19 protein-coding genes are annotated in these 15,588 nt (G+C 67.6%); 7 read left to right on the top strand and 12 right to left on the bottom strand.

Going from position 1 to position 15,588, the window contains the following annotated elements; genetic code table 11:
• Positions 1–24: 24 nt before the first annotated feature.
• From M8312_RS04595 to M8312_RS04625, 7 genes are all read right to left on the bottom strand, one after another.
• The gene (locus M8312_RS04595; RefSeq protein ID WP_250119206.1) at positions 25–939 is read right to left on the bottom strand and encodes a hypothetical protein; all 915 of its coding nucleotides are present in this window, start codon (positions 937–939) and stop codon (positions 25–27) included.
• Positions 936–1,562, bottom strand: a complete 627-nt coding sequence (locus tag M8312_RS04600) for a hypothetical protein (protein ID WP_250119207.1) — start codon at positions 1,560–1,562, stop codon at positions 936–938. The genes M8312_RS04595 and M8312_RS04600 overlap by 4 nt, the downstream gene beginning before the upstream one ends.
• An 80-nt stretch (positions 1,563–1,642) precedes the next feature.
• The gene (gatB, locus tag M8312_RS04605) at positions 1,643–3,109 is read right to left on the bottom strand and encodes an Asp-tRNA(Asn)/Glu-tRNA(Gln) amidotransferase subunit GatB (protein ID WP_250119208.1); all 1,467 of its coding nucleotides are present in this window, start codon (positions 3,107–3,109) and stop codon (positions 1,643–1,645) included.
• Positions 3,106–3,477 (bottom strand): hypothetical protein, encoded by a 372-nt coding sequence (locus M8312_RS04610; RefSeq protein WP_250119209.1) that lies wholly within the window; start codon positions 3,475–3,477, stop codon positions 3,106–3,108. Before M8312_RS04610 ends, gatB begins: the two co-directional genes overlap by 4 nt.
• Positions 3,474–4,952: an Asp-tRNA(Asn)/Glu-tRNA(Gln) amidotransferase subunit GatA gene (gatA, locus tag M8312_RS04615; protein WP_250119210.1), complete on the bottom strand. Its 1,479-nt coding sequence runs from the start codon at positions 4,950–4,952 to the stop codon at positions 3,474–3,476. The genes M8312_RS04610 and gatA overlap by 4 nt, the downstream gene beginning before the upstream one ends.
• Positions 4,952–5,239, bottom strand: coding sequence for an Asp-tRNA(Asn)/Glu-tRNA(Gln) amidotransferase subunit GatC (gene gatC / locus M8312_RS04620; RefSeq protein ID WP_250119211.1), 288 nt, complete (start codon positions 5,237–5,239; stop codon positions 4,952–4,954). The genes gatA and gatC overlap by 1 nt, the downstream gene beginning before the upstream one ends.
• 42 nt (positions 5,240–5,281) lie before the next feature.
• Positions 5,282–5,641 carry a hypothetical protein gene (locus tag M8312_RS04625; RefSeq protein ID WP_250119212.1) on the bottom strand — a complete coding sequence of 120 codons (360 nt, stop codon included), beginning with the start codon at positions 5,639–5,641 and terminating at the stop codon, positions 5,282–5,284.
• Between the two features lie 115 nt (positions 5,642–5,756).
• Here M8312_RS04625 and M8312_RS04630 point away from each other — a divergent pair, with 115 nt between their 5' ends.
• From M8312_RS04630 to M8312_RS04650, 5 genes are read left to right on the top strand one after another with little or no spacing between them, the layout of a single operon-like run.
• The gene (locus M8312_RS04630) at positions 5,757–6,461 is read left to right on the top strand and encodes a VIT1/CCC1 transporter family protein (protein ID WP_250119213.1); all 705 of its coding nucleotides are present in this window, start codon (positions 5,757–5,759) and stop codon (positions 6,459–6,461) included.
• Positions 6,462–6,464: 3 nt separating this feature from the next.
• Positions 6,465–7,007 (top strand): DUF4334 domain-containing protein, encoded by a 543-nt coding sequence (locus M8312_RS04635; protein WP_250119214.1) that lies wholly within the window; start codon positions 6,465–6,467, stop codon positions 7,005–7,007.
• A gap of 38 nt (positions 7,008–7,045) precedes the next feature.
• Positions 7,046–8,161, top strand: coding sequence for a DUF3089 domain-containing protein (locus M8312_RS04640; protein WP_250119215.1), 1,116 nt, complete (start codon positions 7,046–7,048; stop codon positions 8,159–8,161).
• Positions 8,158–8,628, top strand: a complete 471-nt coding sequence (gene ruvX, locus M8312_RS04645; RefSeq protein WP_250119701.1) for a Holliday junction resolvase RuvX — start codon at positions 8,158–8,160, stop codon at positions 8,626–8,628. Before M8312_RS04640 ends, ruvX begins: the two co-directional genes overlap by 4 nt.
• Before the next feature lie 11 nt (positions 8,629–8,639).
• Positions 8,640–9,515, top strand: coding sequence for an aspartate carbamoyltransferase catalytic subunit (locus M8312_RS04650; RefSeq protein ID WP_250119216.1), 876 nt, complete (start codon positions 8,640–8,642; stop codon positions 9,513–9,515).
• Here the strand turns inward: M8312_RS04650 and M8312_RS04655 are convergent.
• The 4 genes from M8312_RS04655 to serB form a co-directional block, all read right to left on the bottom strand.
• Positions 9,512–10,885: an SPOR domain-containing protein gene (locus M8312_RS04655; RefSeq protein ID WP_250119217.1), complete on the bottom strand. Its 1,374-nt coding sequence runs from the start codon at positions 10,883–10,885 to the stop codon at positions 9,512–9,514. The genes M8312_RS04650 and M8312_RS04655 overlap by 4 nt on opposite strands.
• Positions 10,886–10,903: 18 nt before the next feature.
• Positions 10,904–11,710 (bottom strand): hypothetical protein, encoded by an 807-nt coding sequence (locus M8312_RS04660; RefSeq protein ID WP_250119832.1) that lies wholly within the window; start codon positions 11,708–11,710, stop codon positions 10,904–10,906.
• 21 nt (positions 11,711–11,731) lie between these two features.
• Complete coding sequence (locus tag M8312_RS04665) at positions 11,732–12,454, bottom strand: AAA family ATPase (protein WP_250119218.1); 723 nt, start codon at positions 12,452–12,454, stop codon at positions 11,732–11,734.
• 156 nt (positions 12,455–12,610) lie between these two features.
• Positions 12,611–13,501 (bottom strand): phosphoserine phosphatase SerB, encoded by an 891-nt coding sequence (serB, locus tag M8312_RS04670; RefSeq protein ID WP_250119219.1) that lies wholly within the window; start codon positions 13,499–13,501, stop codon positions 12,611–12,613.
• On the opposite strand from serB, the gene miaA reads away from it, so the two are divergent.
• The gene (gene miaA, locus M8312_RS04675; RefSeq protein WP_250119220.1) at positions 13,494–14,417 is read left to right on the top strand and encodes a tRNA (adenosine(37)-N6)-dimethylallyltransferase MiaA; all 924 of its coding nucleotides are present in this window, start codon (positions 13,494–13,496) and stop codon (positions 14,415–14,417) included. The genes serB and miaA overlap by 8 nt on opposite strands.
• Positions 14,411–15,376: a ketol-acid reductoisomerase gene (ilvC, locus tag M8312_RS04680; RefSeq protein WP_250119221.1), complete on the top strand. Its 966-nt coding sequence runs from the start codon at positions 14,411–14,413 to the stop codon at positions 15,374–15,376. The genes miaA and ilvC overlap by 7 nt, the downstream gene beginning before the upstream one ends.
• Here the strand turns inward: ilvC and M8312_RS04685 are convergent.
• A complete protein-coding gene (locus M8312_RS04685) occupies positions 15,373–15,546 on the bottom strand; it encodes a hypothetical protein (RefSeq protein WP_250119222.1) in 174 nt (57 codons plus the stop codon). The two genes, ilvC and M8312_RS04685, sit on opposite strands and share 4 nt — an antisense overlap.
• Positions 15,547–15,588 lie beyond the last annotated feature (42 nt).

Consider the following 15,588-nt stretch of genomic DNA (forward strand, 5'->3'; position numbering starts at 1 on the left):
GGTAAGCGGGTTGTTGGCCCGCGCCTACTTTTTCATCTTCACCAGGGTGACCAGGGTCGGGCTGGGGATCTCCTGCCCTGTGCGGCCATCGACGATCACGTCGCGATGGTAGGCCAGCACTCCCGGAATGGGCGCGACGCGGGTGACTGTCAGGCCGAAGTAGTTGTTCATCTTCGGACTGGCCTGGAGGGTCGCCTGAGCACTCGGCCAGGACGACAGGCTGGGCGGCAGGCCATAGTGCGTCTCCACCTTGGCGAATGCGGGAAGCGGCGGCTTTCCGTCGGCGACGCGGCGGGCGTTGATTTCCGCCAGCTTGGCGCGGGCGACGTCCTGCTGCTCGTCCCAGTGCGGCATGCTGGTCAGCGAGTTGCCCAGATCGGTGACGACCCCGGGCTTCACCTCGAAGCGCACCGAGCCAAGGCAGTAACAGGACCCCATCGCCGTGCCATTGGGCGCCAGCATCACGGGGCCATACCAGACATAGGTGCCCGGCTTGACCGCGCTCAAGTAGCTCACGCCCTGCTCATCCTTGGCAAAGGCGTTCATCGGCCCGAAGCTTTCCTGATCGCGAAGCTCGGCCGCTTCGATGCCCAGATTGCCCATGGTCGGCGCGACCGGGCGCTCGGGAACGGGCATCTGCTTGCTCTTCGCGAATTCGGATTGGACCTCCCACTCCTTCATCGCGCTGGTGTAGCGGCGCTGCGCCTTGGCCCAGGCCTTGTCGCGGTCCGCGTGATACTGGGTCCAGGTCTCCGCGTCCGGAACCCGCAGGAAGGTGCCGAACTGGCGCTCCGCACCCGAGATGAGGATGTAGCCCTGGTTGGGGTCGAGCGCGACCTTGCCCGACTGCACGTCCTTTTCGGAAATCGGCCTGGCCGGAGCGGTGAAAGGCGTGGCGCCCAGCAGGGCGGCGGTGATGGCGATGCGAAGACGGCTCACAGTCCGAGCTCCTTGCTGGTCGGCTTGGGTCCGGAGGCGACCAGCGCCTGCAGCGCCAGCGCGTGGAGCCGCACGGGCTCTCGCTTGCGGCCGTTCCCTTCCTCGAAATTGAAGGCGGTCCACAGGTCGCGAGTCAGGCCGTAGCGCTGGTAACCCTTGAACGACATGCAGTTGCGCAGGTTGGTGCGACGCTGCTCCCGCCGCGCGGCCGAGCCGAAGATGGCGTCGGCAATGGCCCCGCCGATCGCTCCGCCGACCACGCCGGCCATGCCGTACTGCGCGACAGCGCCTGCCATCGTGCTGGCATCGCCGCCCATGTAGATGCTGCTTCCGCTCGCCAGTGAATCGCACTCGCGGATGTCGGCGTAGGCTTCCTCGAAGCTGGTGTTGGCGCGGTGGAAGAAGAAATATTTGTCGAAGCCGGCTTCGGCTTCGGGCGTCGCGGTGAAGTCGAGCCGGGGTGCGACCAAGCCTTCGCGTGACGGAATGGTGAAATCGTCGTCGTCATCGGTCGCGGCCGGTGCCGCGGCGGTGGTCGGTGTAGCCGGTGCAGGCTGTGCAAGCGCCGCTGCAGGCGCAAGGAAAGTGCCCGCGAACAGCAGGCGACAGAACGTCGTACGCAAAGGAAAGTCCCCCTTTTCTCGGCAAGCCGAGCGTAAGCGGGCAACAGTTAAGCGTCAATTATCTCGGGCATTGCCGAAGATCAGCCGAGCCGGGCCTTGAGCCGTTCGTTGACGACGCCGGGATTAGCCTTGCCGCCCATCGCCTTCATGGTCTGGCCGACGAAGAAGCCGAACAGCTGGACCTTGCCGCCGCGATACTGCTCGACCTTGTCGGCGTTGGCGGCGAGGATCTTGTCGATCTCCGCATCGATGGCGCCGGTGTCGCTGGTCTGCTTCAAGCCTTCGCGCTCGACGATGGTGCCGGCGGGGTCGCCGGTCTCCAGCATCTTCTCGAAGACCGTCTTGGCAATGGAGCCGCTGATGGTGCCGTCGGCGACAAGGCCGAGCAGCTCGGCGGCGTGGGCGGGCGAGACTGGCGCCTCTGCGATCGACTCGCCGCGGCGATTGAGGGCGCCGAACAGCTCGGCGACGACCCAGTTGGACGCCTGCTTGGGATCGACGCTGTTGCTCAGCAACGTGTCGAACCAGCGAGCGGTCTCCACCTCGGCCGTCAGCACGCTGGCGTTGTAGGGAGAGATGCCCATCTGCTCGTAGCGGCGGCGCTTGGCGTCGGGCAGTTCGGGCAGCGACTTGCGGCAGTCATCGACGAACTCATCCGAAAGCTCGAGCGGGAGCAGGTCGGGGTCGGGGAAGTAGCGATAATCGTGCGCGTCTTCCTTGGAACGGAGCGTGCGGGTCTCACCCTTGTCCGGGTCCCACAGGCGGGTTTCCTGGACGATGCTGCCGCCCTGTTCAAGCACGTCGATCTGGCGGCGGGCTTCATGTTCGATCACCGCCTGGACGAAGCGCACCGAATTGACGTTCTTGGTCTCGGTCCGGGTGCCGAATTCCGCGCCCGGCTTGCGCACCGACACGTTGACGTCGGCGCGCATGGAGCCTTCCTCCATGTTGCCGTCGCAGCTTCCGACATAGCGGAGAATGGCTCGCAGCTTGCGCAGGTAAGCGCCTGCTTCTGCAGGAGAACGCATGTCGGGCTTGGACACGATTTCCATCAGCGCGACGCCCGAGCGATTGAGATCCACGTAGCTCATGGTCGGGTGCTGGTCGTGCATCAGCTTGCCCGCGTCCTGCTCGACATGGATGCGCTCGACGCCGATACGGCGGACGCTGGACTCGTCCTTCTCGTCCAGCAGGACCTCGATCGTCCCCTCGCCCACCAGCGGATGGTAGAGCTGGCTGATCTGGTAGCCCTGCGGAAGGTCGGCGTAGAAGTAGTTCTTGCGGTCGAAGCGCGACCATTTGTTGATCTGCGCGTCGAGCGCCAGGCCGGTGCGGACCGCCTGGCGGATGCACTCGCGGTTCGGCACCGGCAGCATGCCCGGCATGGCCGCGTCGACTAGGCTGACCTGGGTATTGGGTTCAGCCCCGAAGGCCGTCGCCGCGCCGGAGAAGAGCTTGGCGTTGGAGACGACCTGGGCGTGGACCTCGAGGCCGATCACGACCTCCCACTCTCCGGTGGCGCCCTTGAGGCGATAGGGTGCGTTCATACGACGCTCCGAGACATGGTTGGAATACTCACAGGCTGATCAGCATGTTTGCTCTTGAAACCCGTCGGGACAGCAAACTGCAGCCGAGTCACAGTCGAGTTTGCACGGTCACCAGCAGCTTCGGTGGACGCGCCTACGGATAGAATCTTGAGCGAGAAACCGCCCCTGGCGGACACGGTTCGCTCTGCCGAGACGGCAATGTCGAAGGAAACCTCCTTCGGCACGTTAAACGCGTGCGTGCCAGAACCGAACGGCGAAGTAAGCTGAGCTTCCTTCTGAACGTCAGCGATCCCTTCAATGATCGCCTTCAGAGAGCCTGAAATGAACGCTCTAAGCTCGCTGAAGTCATCCTTTGTGTCTTCGCTCACCACCACTTCTCCGGGCGGGCGCTGAAGCCCGCGCGTTCTTCGATTGCGAGGCCGGCGTTGAGGACGCCCTGCTCGTCGAGTTCATTGCCGATGAGGTGCAGGCCGAGCGGCAGGCCCTGGGCATCGAGACCGCCGGGCACGCTCATCGCCGGCAGGCCAGCAAGGCTGGCGGGAACGGCGAAGACGTCGTTCAGATACATCGCCAGCGGATCGCTCATCTTCTCGCCGATGCCGAAGGCGGCACTGGGCGCTGTCGGCGTGAGGATGAGGTCGCAATGCTCGAACGCCTCACGGAAGTCGCGCTTGATGAGGGCGCGGACCCGCTGAGCCTTGTTGAAGTAAGCGTCGTAGAAACCGGCGGACAGCACATAGGTGCCGATCATGATGCGGCGCTTGACCTCGGCGCCGAAGCCGGCGGCGCGGGTGGCGGCGTACATGCCCTCGAGCCCACCCTCGCCAGCCTCCCGGATGCCGTAGCGGACGCCGTCGTAGCGGGCGAGGTTGGACGAGGCTTCGGCCGGGGCGATGATGTAGTAGGTCGGCAACGCGTACTTGGTGTGCGGCAGGCTGATCTCGACCGGCTCGGCACCGGCGTCCCTGAGCCACTCAATCCCGCGATCCCACAGGGCGTTGATTTCTTCCGGCACTCCGTCGATGCGATATTCCTTGGGAATGCCGACGCGCTTACCCTTGAGATTACTCGACAATCCCGCTTCCCAATTGGGCACGGGCAAGTCGAGCGAGGTGGAGTCCTTCGGGTCGAAGCCGGCCATGGCTTCGAGCATGATGGCGCAGTCGCGGACCGTCCGGGCCATGGGACCTGCCTGGTCCAGCGAGCTGGCGAAGGAAACGATGCCCCAGCGTGAGCAGCGGCCATAGGTCGGCTTGATGCCGCTGATCCCGGTGAACGCGGCGGGCTGGCGGATCGAGCCGCCGGTGTCAGTGCCGGTGACGCCCGGCGCAATTCCGGCCGCGACCGCTGCCGCCGAACCGCCAGAGCTTCCGCCCGGGGTCAGCGCGGCATTGCCGCCGTCGCTGCGCTTCCACGGGCTGATGACTGGACCGTAGGCGCTGGTCTCGTTCGACGAGCCCATGGCGAATTCGTCCATGTTGAGCTTGCCGAGCATTCCGGCGCCCCCGCGGCGCAGGTTGCCGGTGACGGTGCTCTCGTAGGGCGGCTTGAAGCCCTTGAGGATGTTCGAGCCGGCAGTGGTGTCGGTGCCAGCCGTGGCGAACAGGTCCTTGATGCCGAGCGGAATGCCGGACAGCGGCATGAGCTCGTCACGCTGGCGGGCACTGTCGGCCGTGTCGGCGGCGGCAAGCGCGTCGTCGGGCGTCTCCACCGTGTAGGCGTTCAAGGCCTTGGCGGCGGCGACGGCGGCGTTGAAGCTGGTCGCGATGTCGCGGGCCGAGAAGGACCCGGCGCGAAAACCGTCGCGCAGCTCGGCGATGGTGAGGCTGGTGAGGTCCGTCACTATTCGATGACCTTGGGCACGGCGAAAAACCCGTGCTGCGCGTCGGGAGCGTTGAGCAGCACCGCATCACGGACGTTGCCGTCGTTGATGACGTCGTCACGGAGGCGCAGCTTCTGGTCGATCACGGCGGTCAGCGGCTCGACGCCGTCGGTGTTGACCTCCGCCAGCTGCTCGACCCAGCCGAGGATGTTGTTCAGTTCGGGCACGGTCGCCTCGACTTCCGCGTCGCTCATCTCGAGCCGCGCAAGTCGGGCGATGTGCCGCACGGTGGCGGTATCGACGGACATGGGCGGGCGTTAGCGAGCGCCCGCGCCAGCCGCAAGCCGCGCTTAGCGGCGGTGGCGGCGTTCCGCGCGCCACTGGGCGCGGCGCTGCTCCCAATAGCGTTGCTGGTCGACGTTCCAGCGAGTGGCGCGGCGCTGGCGGTCATAGACGATCACACCGGTGCCGGGGTAGTAATAGTCGTTGTACCAGCCCGCCCAGGGAGAGGCGTAACGGTAGGACGGATAATAGCCGTACCCGCCGCCATAGCCGCCGTAACCGCCATAGCGTCCGTAATAGCCGCCGGTGCCGATGCCCACGGACACACTGCTGTAACCACCGCCGTAGGGATCGTAGGTGGCGCAGCCGGACAGGGCGGCGGCGCCGGTCGCGGCAACGGCCGCGAGTAGCAGTCGGGAATGGGTCATGAGCATCGCTCCACGCACGTACCAGCCCACCCCGGCCTGTTGACCGTCGCCCCGAACCGCTGAATGGTCCGTGAATGCGAAACGGCCGGAAGGCTCCGACGACGAAAGTGGCAGCATGAAGGGTGTTTCAGCGCACAGCGAACTGCACATGGTCCAGCGCGCGGGATGGCTGCGGGCCGCGGTGCTCGGTGCGAACGACGGCCTCTGCTCCGTCAGCAGCCTGATCGTGGGCGTGGCTGCAGCGGATGCGAGCCGTGGCCCGGTGCTGGTTGCCGCGGTGGCCGCACTGGTCGCCGGGGCGATGTCCATGGCGGCGGGCGAATATGTCTCCGTCTCGTCGCAGGCGGACCTTGAGACGGCCGATCTGGCGCGTGAACAGGCCGAGATCGACAAGAACCCGGCGGCCGAGCGCAACGAACTCGCGCGGATCTACATGGGGCGCGGGGTCGACAAGGATACGGCGATGGCCGTGGCCGAGCAGATGATGGAGCATGACGCGATCGGCGCCCACGCTCGCGACGAGCTTGGCATCACCGAGCATATGACGGCCCGGCCATTGCAGGCGGCGCTCGCCTCCGCGCTGACCTTCACCATTGGCGGCGGCGCTCCCACCCTGGCGGCGGCGCTGAGTCCGGACGGCATGATCCTGCCAGTGGTGGGCGTCGCGACGGTCCTCTGCCTGATCCTGCTCGGAGCGCTGGGCGCCCGCGGCGGGGGCGCGCCGGTCTGGCGCGGAATCGTGCGGGTGACGTTCTGGGGCGTGCTGGCGATGCTGGTGACCGCCGGGGTCGGCCGGCTGTTCGGCGTGGTCACGGCCTGAGCCGTGGACCCACTTGCCACCCTCGAGCAGTTGGAGCCCGCCGCCCCGCTGGCCGAGGTGCTCGCCTTCTATGACAGCCTGCCGGCGGTCACCGCGGACGCGATGCTGGGACGCTGGAAGGGCGGCGAGATTGCGACCGGGCACCTTTACGATGGGCTGCTCAAGCCTTCCGGCTGGTGGGGCAAGGACTTCCGCGGCCCTGATGACGTCGACCCCTTGCTGTTCGAACGGCATGGCAAGTTGTTCGCGGGGAATCCGGCGCTGATCCCGCTGGGGCTGATCGAGCGCTTTCCCAAGCTTGCCAAGTCGGCACCTTCGGCGGCGCTGTTCCGGGCATTGTCGCCGCTGCTGCGGACGAGCAGGCCACGGGCGCGGCTGCGGCCCCTCACCTATCGCGGCGTCACCTCGGCGGCGATGATTTATGACGCGCATCCGATCGCCGATTGTTTTCGCAAGGTCAGCGAAGACGTGCTGATCGGGGCCATGGACATTCGCGGGCATGAGGCGCCGTACATGTTCACACTTCGGCGGGTTGCGGCCGCTTAGCTTGCGCCCTGCCCGGCCGGCCCCTACCTGCCGCCGGCATGTGCGTCCGCCGCTTCCTGCTCGCGATCTTCTTCCTGACCCTGCTGGTCGTCGCAGCGGCGTTCGGCATCTACCAGTACGGCAGTTCGGTGCTGATCAAGCAGGCCGAGCCCGAAGGGCATTTCCAGGCGCCCGTCGCGGCCAGCGGACCGGATTACATCCAGACCGCGAACTGGCTTGCGCTGCCCGACACGGTGCCGCCGGGGCCGGGTGACTGGCTCCCGAACGGATCGCCGCCGCCGGACAGCGCACGGCCGGTCAGCGTGTTCTACATCCATCCAACGACGTACCTGCAGAAGGACCGCTGGAACGCGCCGCTTGGCGATCGCGAAAGCCAGGACCGGGCCGCCCTGTTCGTGCGCAGCCAGGCAAGTGCGTTCAACGCCATCGGGCAGATCTACGCCCCGAAATATCGCCAGGCGGCGTTCGGCGCCTTTCTGTTGCGGAACGAGGATGCGGCCAAGGCACTCGACCTTGCCTATCAGGACGTGGCCCGCGCTTTCGACCGGTTCCTGGCCCAGGCACCGGAGGGGCCGATCATCCTTGCCGGGCATAGCCAGGGTGCGCTGCACCTGGCCCGGCTGCTGAAGGAGAAGGTGGCGGGCAAAGCGGTGGCAAGCCGGGTAGTCGCGGCTTACGTGGTCGGCTGGCCCGTGTCTGTGGCGGCGGACGTGCCGGCGATGGGCCTGCCCGCGTGCGAGCGGGCCGACCAGGCGGGCTGTATCCTCAGCTGGCTGAGCTTTGCCGAACCGGCCAACACCTCCCTCATTTCCGATTATTACGACGGCTCAACGGGGTTCAACGGGCAGGCTCGGCGGCGGCAGGACATGCTGTGCGTCAATCCGCTCACCGGCATCCGCAACGGAGCCGCGGCTCCGCAGGCCAACCAGGGGACGCTGGTGCCCAATGATGACACGATGACCAGCGGCTCGCTGCAACCGGGCGTCGTCGGCGCACATTGCTCCAAGGGGTTCCTGTTGCTCGAAGGCGATCTGCCCAAGATGGGTCCGTTCGTCCTGCCCGGGAATAACTACCACGTGTACGATTATGCCCTGTTCTGGGCGAACATCCGCGAGGATGCGCAACGACGGCTGGCGGCGTGGAAGAAGCGCTGATCACCGGAAGCGCGGCCGAGTTCGCCGCCGCCGTGCCGGGCGGACGGCTCGCCGGATTGGACGTCGGCACCAAGACTGTCGGGGTCGCCTTGTGCGATTCCGGTTGGAGCTTCGCCGGGCCGGTCGAGACGATCCGCCGCACCAAGTTCACCGCCGACCTCGCGGCCCTCAAAGCACTGCTGGAGCGGGGCGGAGTGGTTGGGCTGGTGGTCGGCCTGCCGCTCAACATGGACGGGACCGACAGTCCCCGAACCCAGTCGGTCCGCGCCTTCGCCCGCAATTGCCGGGTGCTGGGCCTGCCCATCCTGCTGTGGGACGAGCGCTGGTCGACGCAGGCCGTCGAGCGGGCGATGATCGCGGCCGACGTCAGCCGGGCCAAACGCGCCGAGGCGGTCGACAAGCTGGCCGCGGCACACATCCTGCAGGGCGCGATCGATGCGCTGGTCAATCTGCCGCGCGCAGATTAGCAGACGCTTTTGTGGACCTGCTCTCGATCGAATCCCTGTCCGATGGACAGATCGCCATCCTGCTCGACGCGGCGCAACTGTTCGCCGAGCGCACCGGTTCGAGCGAACGGCTGGCGGGCAAGGTCGTCTTCAACATCTTCTATGAAAACAGCACGCGCACGGCGATGAGCTTCGCCATGGCTGCGGCGCGGCTGGGCGCACAGACGGTGACGCTGTCGGTGGAGCATTCAAGCGTCAAGAAGGGTGAGACGCTAGCCGACACGGCCCTGACGCTCGATGCGATGCGGCCCGACGCAATCGTGATGCGGCACCGCGACAATCGTGCGCCGCACGAGGTGGCGGAGATCGTCAATTGCCCGGTCATCAACGCGGGTGACGGGACCAACGAGCATCCGACCCAGGCCCTGCTCGACGCCCTGACCCTGCGCCAGCATTTCGGAAGCCTGACAGGCAGAACGGTCGCGATCGTCGGCGATATTCGCCATAGCCGCGTGGCCCGGTCCAATGCCCGGCTGTTGCCGCGACTGGGCGTAACGGTGCGATTAGCCGGTCCGCCCGCGCTGATGCCGGACGACCTTCCCGGTGGCGGGGATATCGAACAGGCGATCTCAGGCGCCGACGCCGTGATGATGCTTCGGGTCCAGCGCGAGCGGATGGACGCAGACCTTGGCGACGCGCCCGGCGAATTCCTCAGCCGTTACGGGCTGACCGAGGAGCGGCTCGCGCTGGCGGCGCCCCATGCGGTGGTGCTTCACCCCGGCCCGATGAACCGGGGGGTGGAGATTGCCGACAGCGTCGCGGACGGGCCACGCTCATTGATCCGCCGCCAGGTGGCGAACGGCGTGGCCGTCCGCATGGCGGTGCTGGAGATGCTGCTGAAGGCCTAGCGGCTGGCGAAGCGGATCGGCGCATCGCCCGCGACGTTGCGGACGAAGCAGGCCGCACCCGCGTTCTTCAGACCCTGGCAGACCGAGCGCGCTTCGCTGGATGAGGCGAAACCCTGCAGGCTGAGGCGGTAGACCGGCCCGATCGGCGCGTTGAAGCGCGCCGTGGCCGGGACATAGCGGCCGAGCACGCCCTTGTGTGCACTCGACAGCTTGGCCCAGCCCGCCTGGAGCTTCGACGGCGAGCCGTAGGCACCAAGCTGCACCACAACGCCGCTACTGGCGAAACGGATCGCGGCGGTGCGGCGAAGTTCGCTGACCTTGGGCAGTGCGCCCGAAGGTCGTACCTGCTCGTGGCGGAGTGCGTCCAGATCATGCGCGAGGTCGGCGAGCGGCGCTGCCTGCTCGGGCGACGGTGCCGCTTCGGGCAGGGCAACGGTGACGGTGGTGGCTGCCATGGCGACCGGCGCGGAGGCGACAGGAGCGACCGGTGCCGCGAAGCCCGGATCGTTCATGACGGTGTTGCTGGCTGGCGCCGGGGCAATCGCCGGAGCGGGTTCCGCCGCGGCCACCTGGGTCGGTGCCGGAGCGGGTGTCGCGGCGGCCATGCGGACGCCGCCGTTGTCACGCAGCGCAAGCCGGACCGGCTGACCGGGATCGCTGGCGGCCGGCGTCACGCCGATCAGGGAGGCGACCTGGGTTGCGCCACTCTTCGGGGCGGCGAGCTTCATCCATTCGGCCATCCGCGCGTCGACCTGATCGGCCGGGACGTCCTGGGCGGCCACCACGCGGGCATTGTCCCAGTCGCCGGCCATGGCATGGGCGAGGGCGAGGTTCTGGCGGGTACGGGCATCGGCCTCGGGCCGGCGGGCAGCTTCGTCGAGCAGCGCGACGGCGTTACCGGGCTGGCCGGCAAGCGCCATCGCCAAGCCGACGTCGGCCGGATCGGCCGTGCCGCGCAACTGGTCGAGCATGCCAAGCGCCTCGCCATTCTTGCCCTGCGCGATTTCGGCGAGGACGAGCTTCATCGCAACCGGGATCTGGCCCGGAAGCAGGCTCAACGAGTCCTTGAAGGAAGTCTCGGCCGAGGCGAAGCGGCCCTGGGCGAGGTAGACGTTGCCAAGCAGGGTGCGGAAGCCGGCGTCGTCCGGGGTAGCCTCAACGGCGCGCTCGGCGAGGCGAACGGCTTCGTCCTTGTTGCCGGCCTGCAGCGCCGCAAGGGCGCGGGTGGCGAGACCGAGCTTTCCGAGGTCGGCAGGCTGGGCGAAGCCCCCGCTGACCTGCATCTGGCTGTGGGGGCTGGCGCAACCGGCGATCAGGCTGGCGGCGGCGACGGCAGTGAGCGCGGTGCTTGCGCGAAGCGTCTTCGACATGGCTTAGCCCCTTGGTTTCTACTTGTTCGCCCGCTCGAGCGGTGCCCGTTGGGCCATCGCTTCGAGTTCAGGCATGGACTCGAGCAGCTCATCGAGCGCGCGGGTAACGAGTTGCTGGGCAGACTTGCCCGTGACAGCGCAGGCCAGCCGCAGCTTGAGGTGGCGGGCCGGGTCGAGGCGGAGCGTGAACGCTGCCTTGCCCTTGGCAGAAGCTTCGGCGCGGACGCGGGGCCCGCTCGCCACATGCTGTGGCACGAACGAAGGCTTCGGCATGACCTGCATGACAGGTGCGGCCTGGGCGACCGGAGCGGGAACCTCGACCGGGGCCGTGGCTTCGACCGGTGCGGGCGCGGGCGCCGGCGCGGCGAAGACGGGAGCAGGCACCTCTGCGACCGGCTGGTCGAGCTCGAGCGCGTCCTCCTCCTCGTCGGATTTGGCCTCCTCCGGCTCCGAATGACGAGCGGTCGTCAGCGAACCGTAGCTCGCGGCGACCCGCTCTTCCTCGGCTTCTTCCTCGTCGCCTTCGTCCTCGGCACCGCCGTAGACGCCGAACCGCTCCTCGATCTCCGCCTGCTGGTCATGGACCGGCGAAATGGGAGTGAGGCCGGCGAGCGGCGTGCGGGAGATGGACGGCACTTCGCCGTCATCGCTGACCGGCGCCAGAACCGGCCGGGGCAGGTCATGCCCCATGTCGTTCCAGCCAAGATCGTCGAGATTGCCGCCCGCCTGGCCGAAGCCCTGGGGACGCATGGCAGGCCGCGCCGCGCCCTTGCGGGCGAGCAGGCCAGAGGAGAGGGACGCAAACGCCCGGGGTTCGCTCTTCACTGGAGCACCCTTCCCTTTCGCTTAACCGACGACACGGCGGCCGAAGCCACCAACGGGGCGAGGCGCCGCAGCAACCGCGCCCACCGGACCGGCCGCAGGGGCCGCGAACACGTTGCGGCGGAAGGCTTTATCCAGCCGCTCGTTGATATAATCCCACAGCTCGATCACCTCGCGGGCCGAACGGCCGTTGGGATCGACCTCCATCACCGTTCGGCCGTCGATCATCGAGGCCGCGAAATCGGTGCGGTGGTGAATGGTGACGGGCGCCACCGTGCCGTGCTGCGACAGTGCAACAGCCGCCTCGCTGGTAATCTTGGCCTTGGGGGTCGCCGCGTTGACGACGAACAGCAGCGGCTTGCCGGCGCGTTCGCAAAGGTCAACGGTGGCGCCCACGGCGCGCAGATCGTGCGGGCTCGGGCGGGTCGGGATGACGATCAGCTCGGCAACCGCGATGACGCTCTGGATGGCCATGGTGATGGCGGGCGGGGTGTCGATCACAGCCAAGCGGAAGCCCTGCTGGCGAAGCACCTCCAGGTCGGAGGCGAGACGGGCGACGGTGGTCTGCGCAAAAGCCGGCATGTCGGCCTCACGCTCGTTCCACCAATCCGCAAGACTACCCTGCGGATCGATGTCGATGAGGCAGACGGGCCCCTGCCCCGCCAGCTGTGCCTGCACCGCAAGATGTCCGGACAGGGTCGTCTTGCCCGAGCCCCCCTTCTGCGATGCCAAAGCCAGAACGCGCATCCCAATCCCCTTGCCTATTTGGCCGTGTTGTCGCTGGCATGCGCGCTTCAGACCTAAAATAAGGTTAAGACTGATGCGCGGCGCTCAACGTCGATGACGGGGCGGATTGGTCGGCGGCAGTGATAATGGGCGCCGTCGCGCGCGGGTTAGCGGCGGCTAGGCCTGCACCCACTCCGCGCGGCGAATGCCCTGTGCCCATAAAAGGGCGGTCAGGTCACCATGGTCGATGCGCGCGTCCGCCACCTGCCGCAGCTTGGGCTTGCCACGGTAGGCAATGCCGAGGCCCGCCTCGACAATCATGGGCGCATCGTTGGCGCCATCGCCGACCGCGAGCACGGCCGCCGGCTCGATCCCCATGTGGTTGCGGCGCTGGATAAGTGCCTCGCACTTCGCGGCGGCGTCGACGATCTCGCCGGTGACGAGGCCGGTCAGGTGGCCATGGATGCTGTCGAGGTGGTTGGCGCGAACTTCGTCGAAGCCAAGCTCGGCGGCGGTGGGATCGGCAAAATCGTGGAATCCGCCGGTGACGAGCAAGGTACCCGCGCCCCGTGCCTTCATGGTTTGAACCAGGATGCGTGCGCCCGGGTTGGGCCGGATGCGCTCTTCGCGGCAGCGCTGGATGCAGCCGGTACCAAGCCCATTCAGCGTCGCCACGCGCTGGTGAAGCGCGGTGGCGAAGTCGATCTCGCCCCGCATCGCGGCATCCGTGACGGCGGCGATCTCATCCTTCATTCCGGCATAGTCGGCGAGCTCGTCGATGCATTCCTGGCCAATCATGGTTGAATCCATGTCGGCGACGAGAAGGCGCTTCTGTCGGTGCTCGGCGGGCTGGATAACCACATCCATTCCCTTGAGCTCGCGCTCGAGCAGCAGGCGGATCTCCTGCAAGCGCTCAGGCGCCTCCTCGATGGTGATGTCGGCCGCATCGCCCTCGTCCAGCCAGCTCCACGTCTCCGCATTCACGCGGGCGGAGGCCAGCAGCCGCAGCGCCTCGTCGATTCTATCCTGATTGAGCGATCCGGCTGCTATCAGCGTGGCAATGAGCAAAGGACGTCCTCCTCTCGGCCTCATCGCCGGTCCGACCGCGTCGGGCAAGTCGGCACTTGCGCTCGCCTGGGCCGAACGGACGAACGCGGTGCTGATCAACGCAGATAGCGCCCAAATCTATGCAGGGCTCCGAATAATCAGCGCCGGACCGAGTGCGGATGAACTGGCCATGGCGGAGCACCGACTGTTCGCCTTCCGCGATCCCGCCGAGCCCTGCTCGGCTGCCGTGTGGGCGGCACTGGCCGCGGCGGCAGTGCGGGAAGTCTGGGCCGAAGGTCGGATGCCAATCCTGGTTGGCGGAACGGGGCTGTACCTGAGGACGCTGCTGGACGGAATTGCCCCGGTCCCGCCGATCGACCCGGAGGTGCGAGGCGAGGTGCGCCGGGCGGCGGTCGACGAGAACCACCTGCGGCTTACAAGGCTCGACCATGCGGCTGCGGCGCGGCTCCACCCTTCCGACACGACCAGGGTCGCGCGGGCGCTGGAAGTGGTGCTCTCGACCGGCCGACCACTTTCAGACTGGCAGGAGGCGCGTGAGGGTGGCCTTCGGGGCGAGGCAGACGTGCGGGGCGCGATCCTGCTGCCGCCACGCGAATGGCTTTACCAGCGCTGCGATGCACGCTTCGCCGCCATGCTCGATAGCGGCGCGATCCAGGAGGTGCGGGCACTGCTGGAACGTCAACTCGATCCCGCTCTTCCGGCCATGCGGATGATCGGGGTGCGCGAGGTCGCGGCGTACCTGCGGCGCGAACTGGAGCGCGAACAATGCGTCGCGGCCGGCGCGCAGGCCACTCGCAACTATGCCAAGCGGCAGTATACCTGGTTCCGGCATCAGTGGCTGGGGGACTTGGCAGCGGTGGAGGAAGCCTTGGACGGCGAGAAAGTTGGCTTGATGGCGGATCGCATGGCGTGCTGACCGACAAAGAACTCGACCCGGCGCCGCTGCACGACCGCATCGTCGCCATCATCGGATATGGCAATCAGGGCCGGGCACAGGCCCTGAACCTGCGCGACAGTGGGGTTGCGGTGCGAATCGGCCTGCGCCCCGGAAGCCCGAGCGAGGCCGAGGTGCGGGCAGCGGGGCTGGACGTCATGACGCCAGCTGACGCGGCTGACGGAGCGGACCTCGTGATGCTGCTCGCCCCCGACGAGAGACTGGCGGCCATTCATGACGAACTGGCCCCTGCCCTGAAGCGCGGCGCCGCGCTGGGGTTCAGCCACGGGCTCGCGATCCATTTCGGGCTGATTCGCCCTCGCGCCGATCTGGACGTGGTTATGGTTGCCCCCAAGGGGCCCGGAACGGCGCTGCGCAGCCTGTACGAGGAAGGGCGCGGGATGGTCGCGTTGGCGGCGGTGGCGCAGGACGCGACTGGCCGGGCATGGCCGCTGGCGCTGGCCTACGCCCAGGCGCTCGGCTGCGGCCGCGCGGGCGTGATCCGGTCCAGCTTCGAGGAGGAATGCGTCGCCGACCTGTTCAACGAAGGGGCGGTCGTCTGGGGCGCGGTGCCGCAAATCCTCGAGGCTGGGTTCGACACCTTGGTCGCCGCCGGGGTGCAGCCGGAGGTCGCCTACCTTGAATGCGTAAGCGAGCTGAAGCTGCTTGCCGGGTTGATCGAAGCCCGCGGGATCGCCGGGACGGCGGAGGCCATCAGCAATACGGCCGAGTTCGGGGCACTGATCGGCGGGCCGAAGGTCATCGACGCGTCGGTCAGGGCGCGGATGAACGAGGTGCTCGAAGAGGTGCAGTCAGGGGCGTTCGCCGCTGCGCTGGGGGAAGAGGCGGACGGCGACTACCCACGCTTGCGCGCGGCACGGAAGGCAGCGCGCGAGACGGCGCTGGAGGCAGCACGACTACGTCTGCGCGGCGAGAACTAGCCGACGACGTCGGGTAGCGGTTGCCGGTCACCGACGCTGGCGCGCTCGAGATAAACACGCTGAAGCTTGCGGTGTGCCTCACGTGCGACCGGGTCGCCGGTCGAAGCGGCGCGCTCTTCCTCCTCAGCGGCACGCCGGGCGAAATAGATGCGGCTGGCTTCCTCGATCATGGCGCGGCTCCCAGTTCGGTTCCGAGCCCTCGGGACTAGCAC

This window comes from Sphingomonas sp. KRR8 (genome assembly GCF_023559245.1).
Lineage (GTDB): Bacteria > Pseudomonadota > Alphaproteobacteria > Sphingomonadales > Sphingomonadaceae > Sphingomicrobium.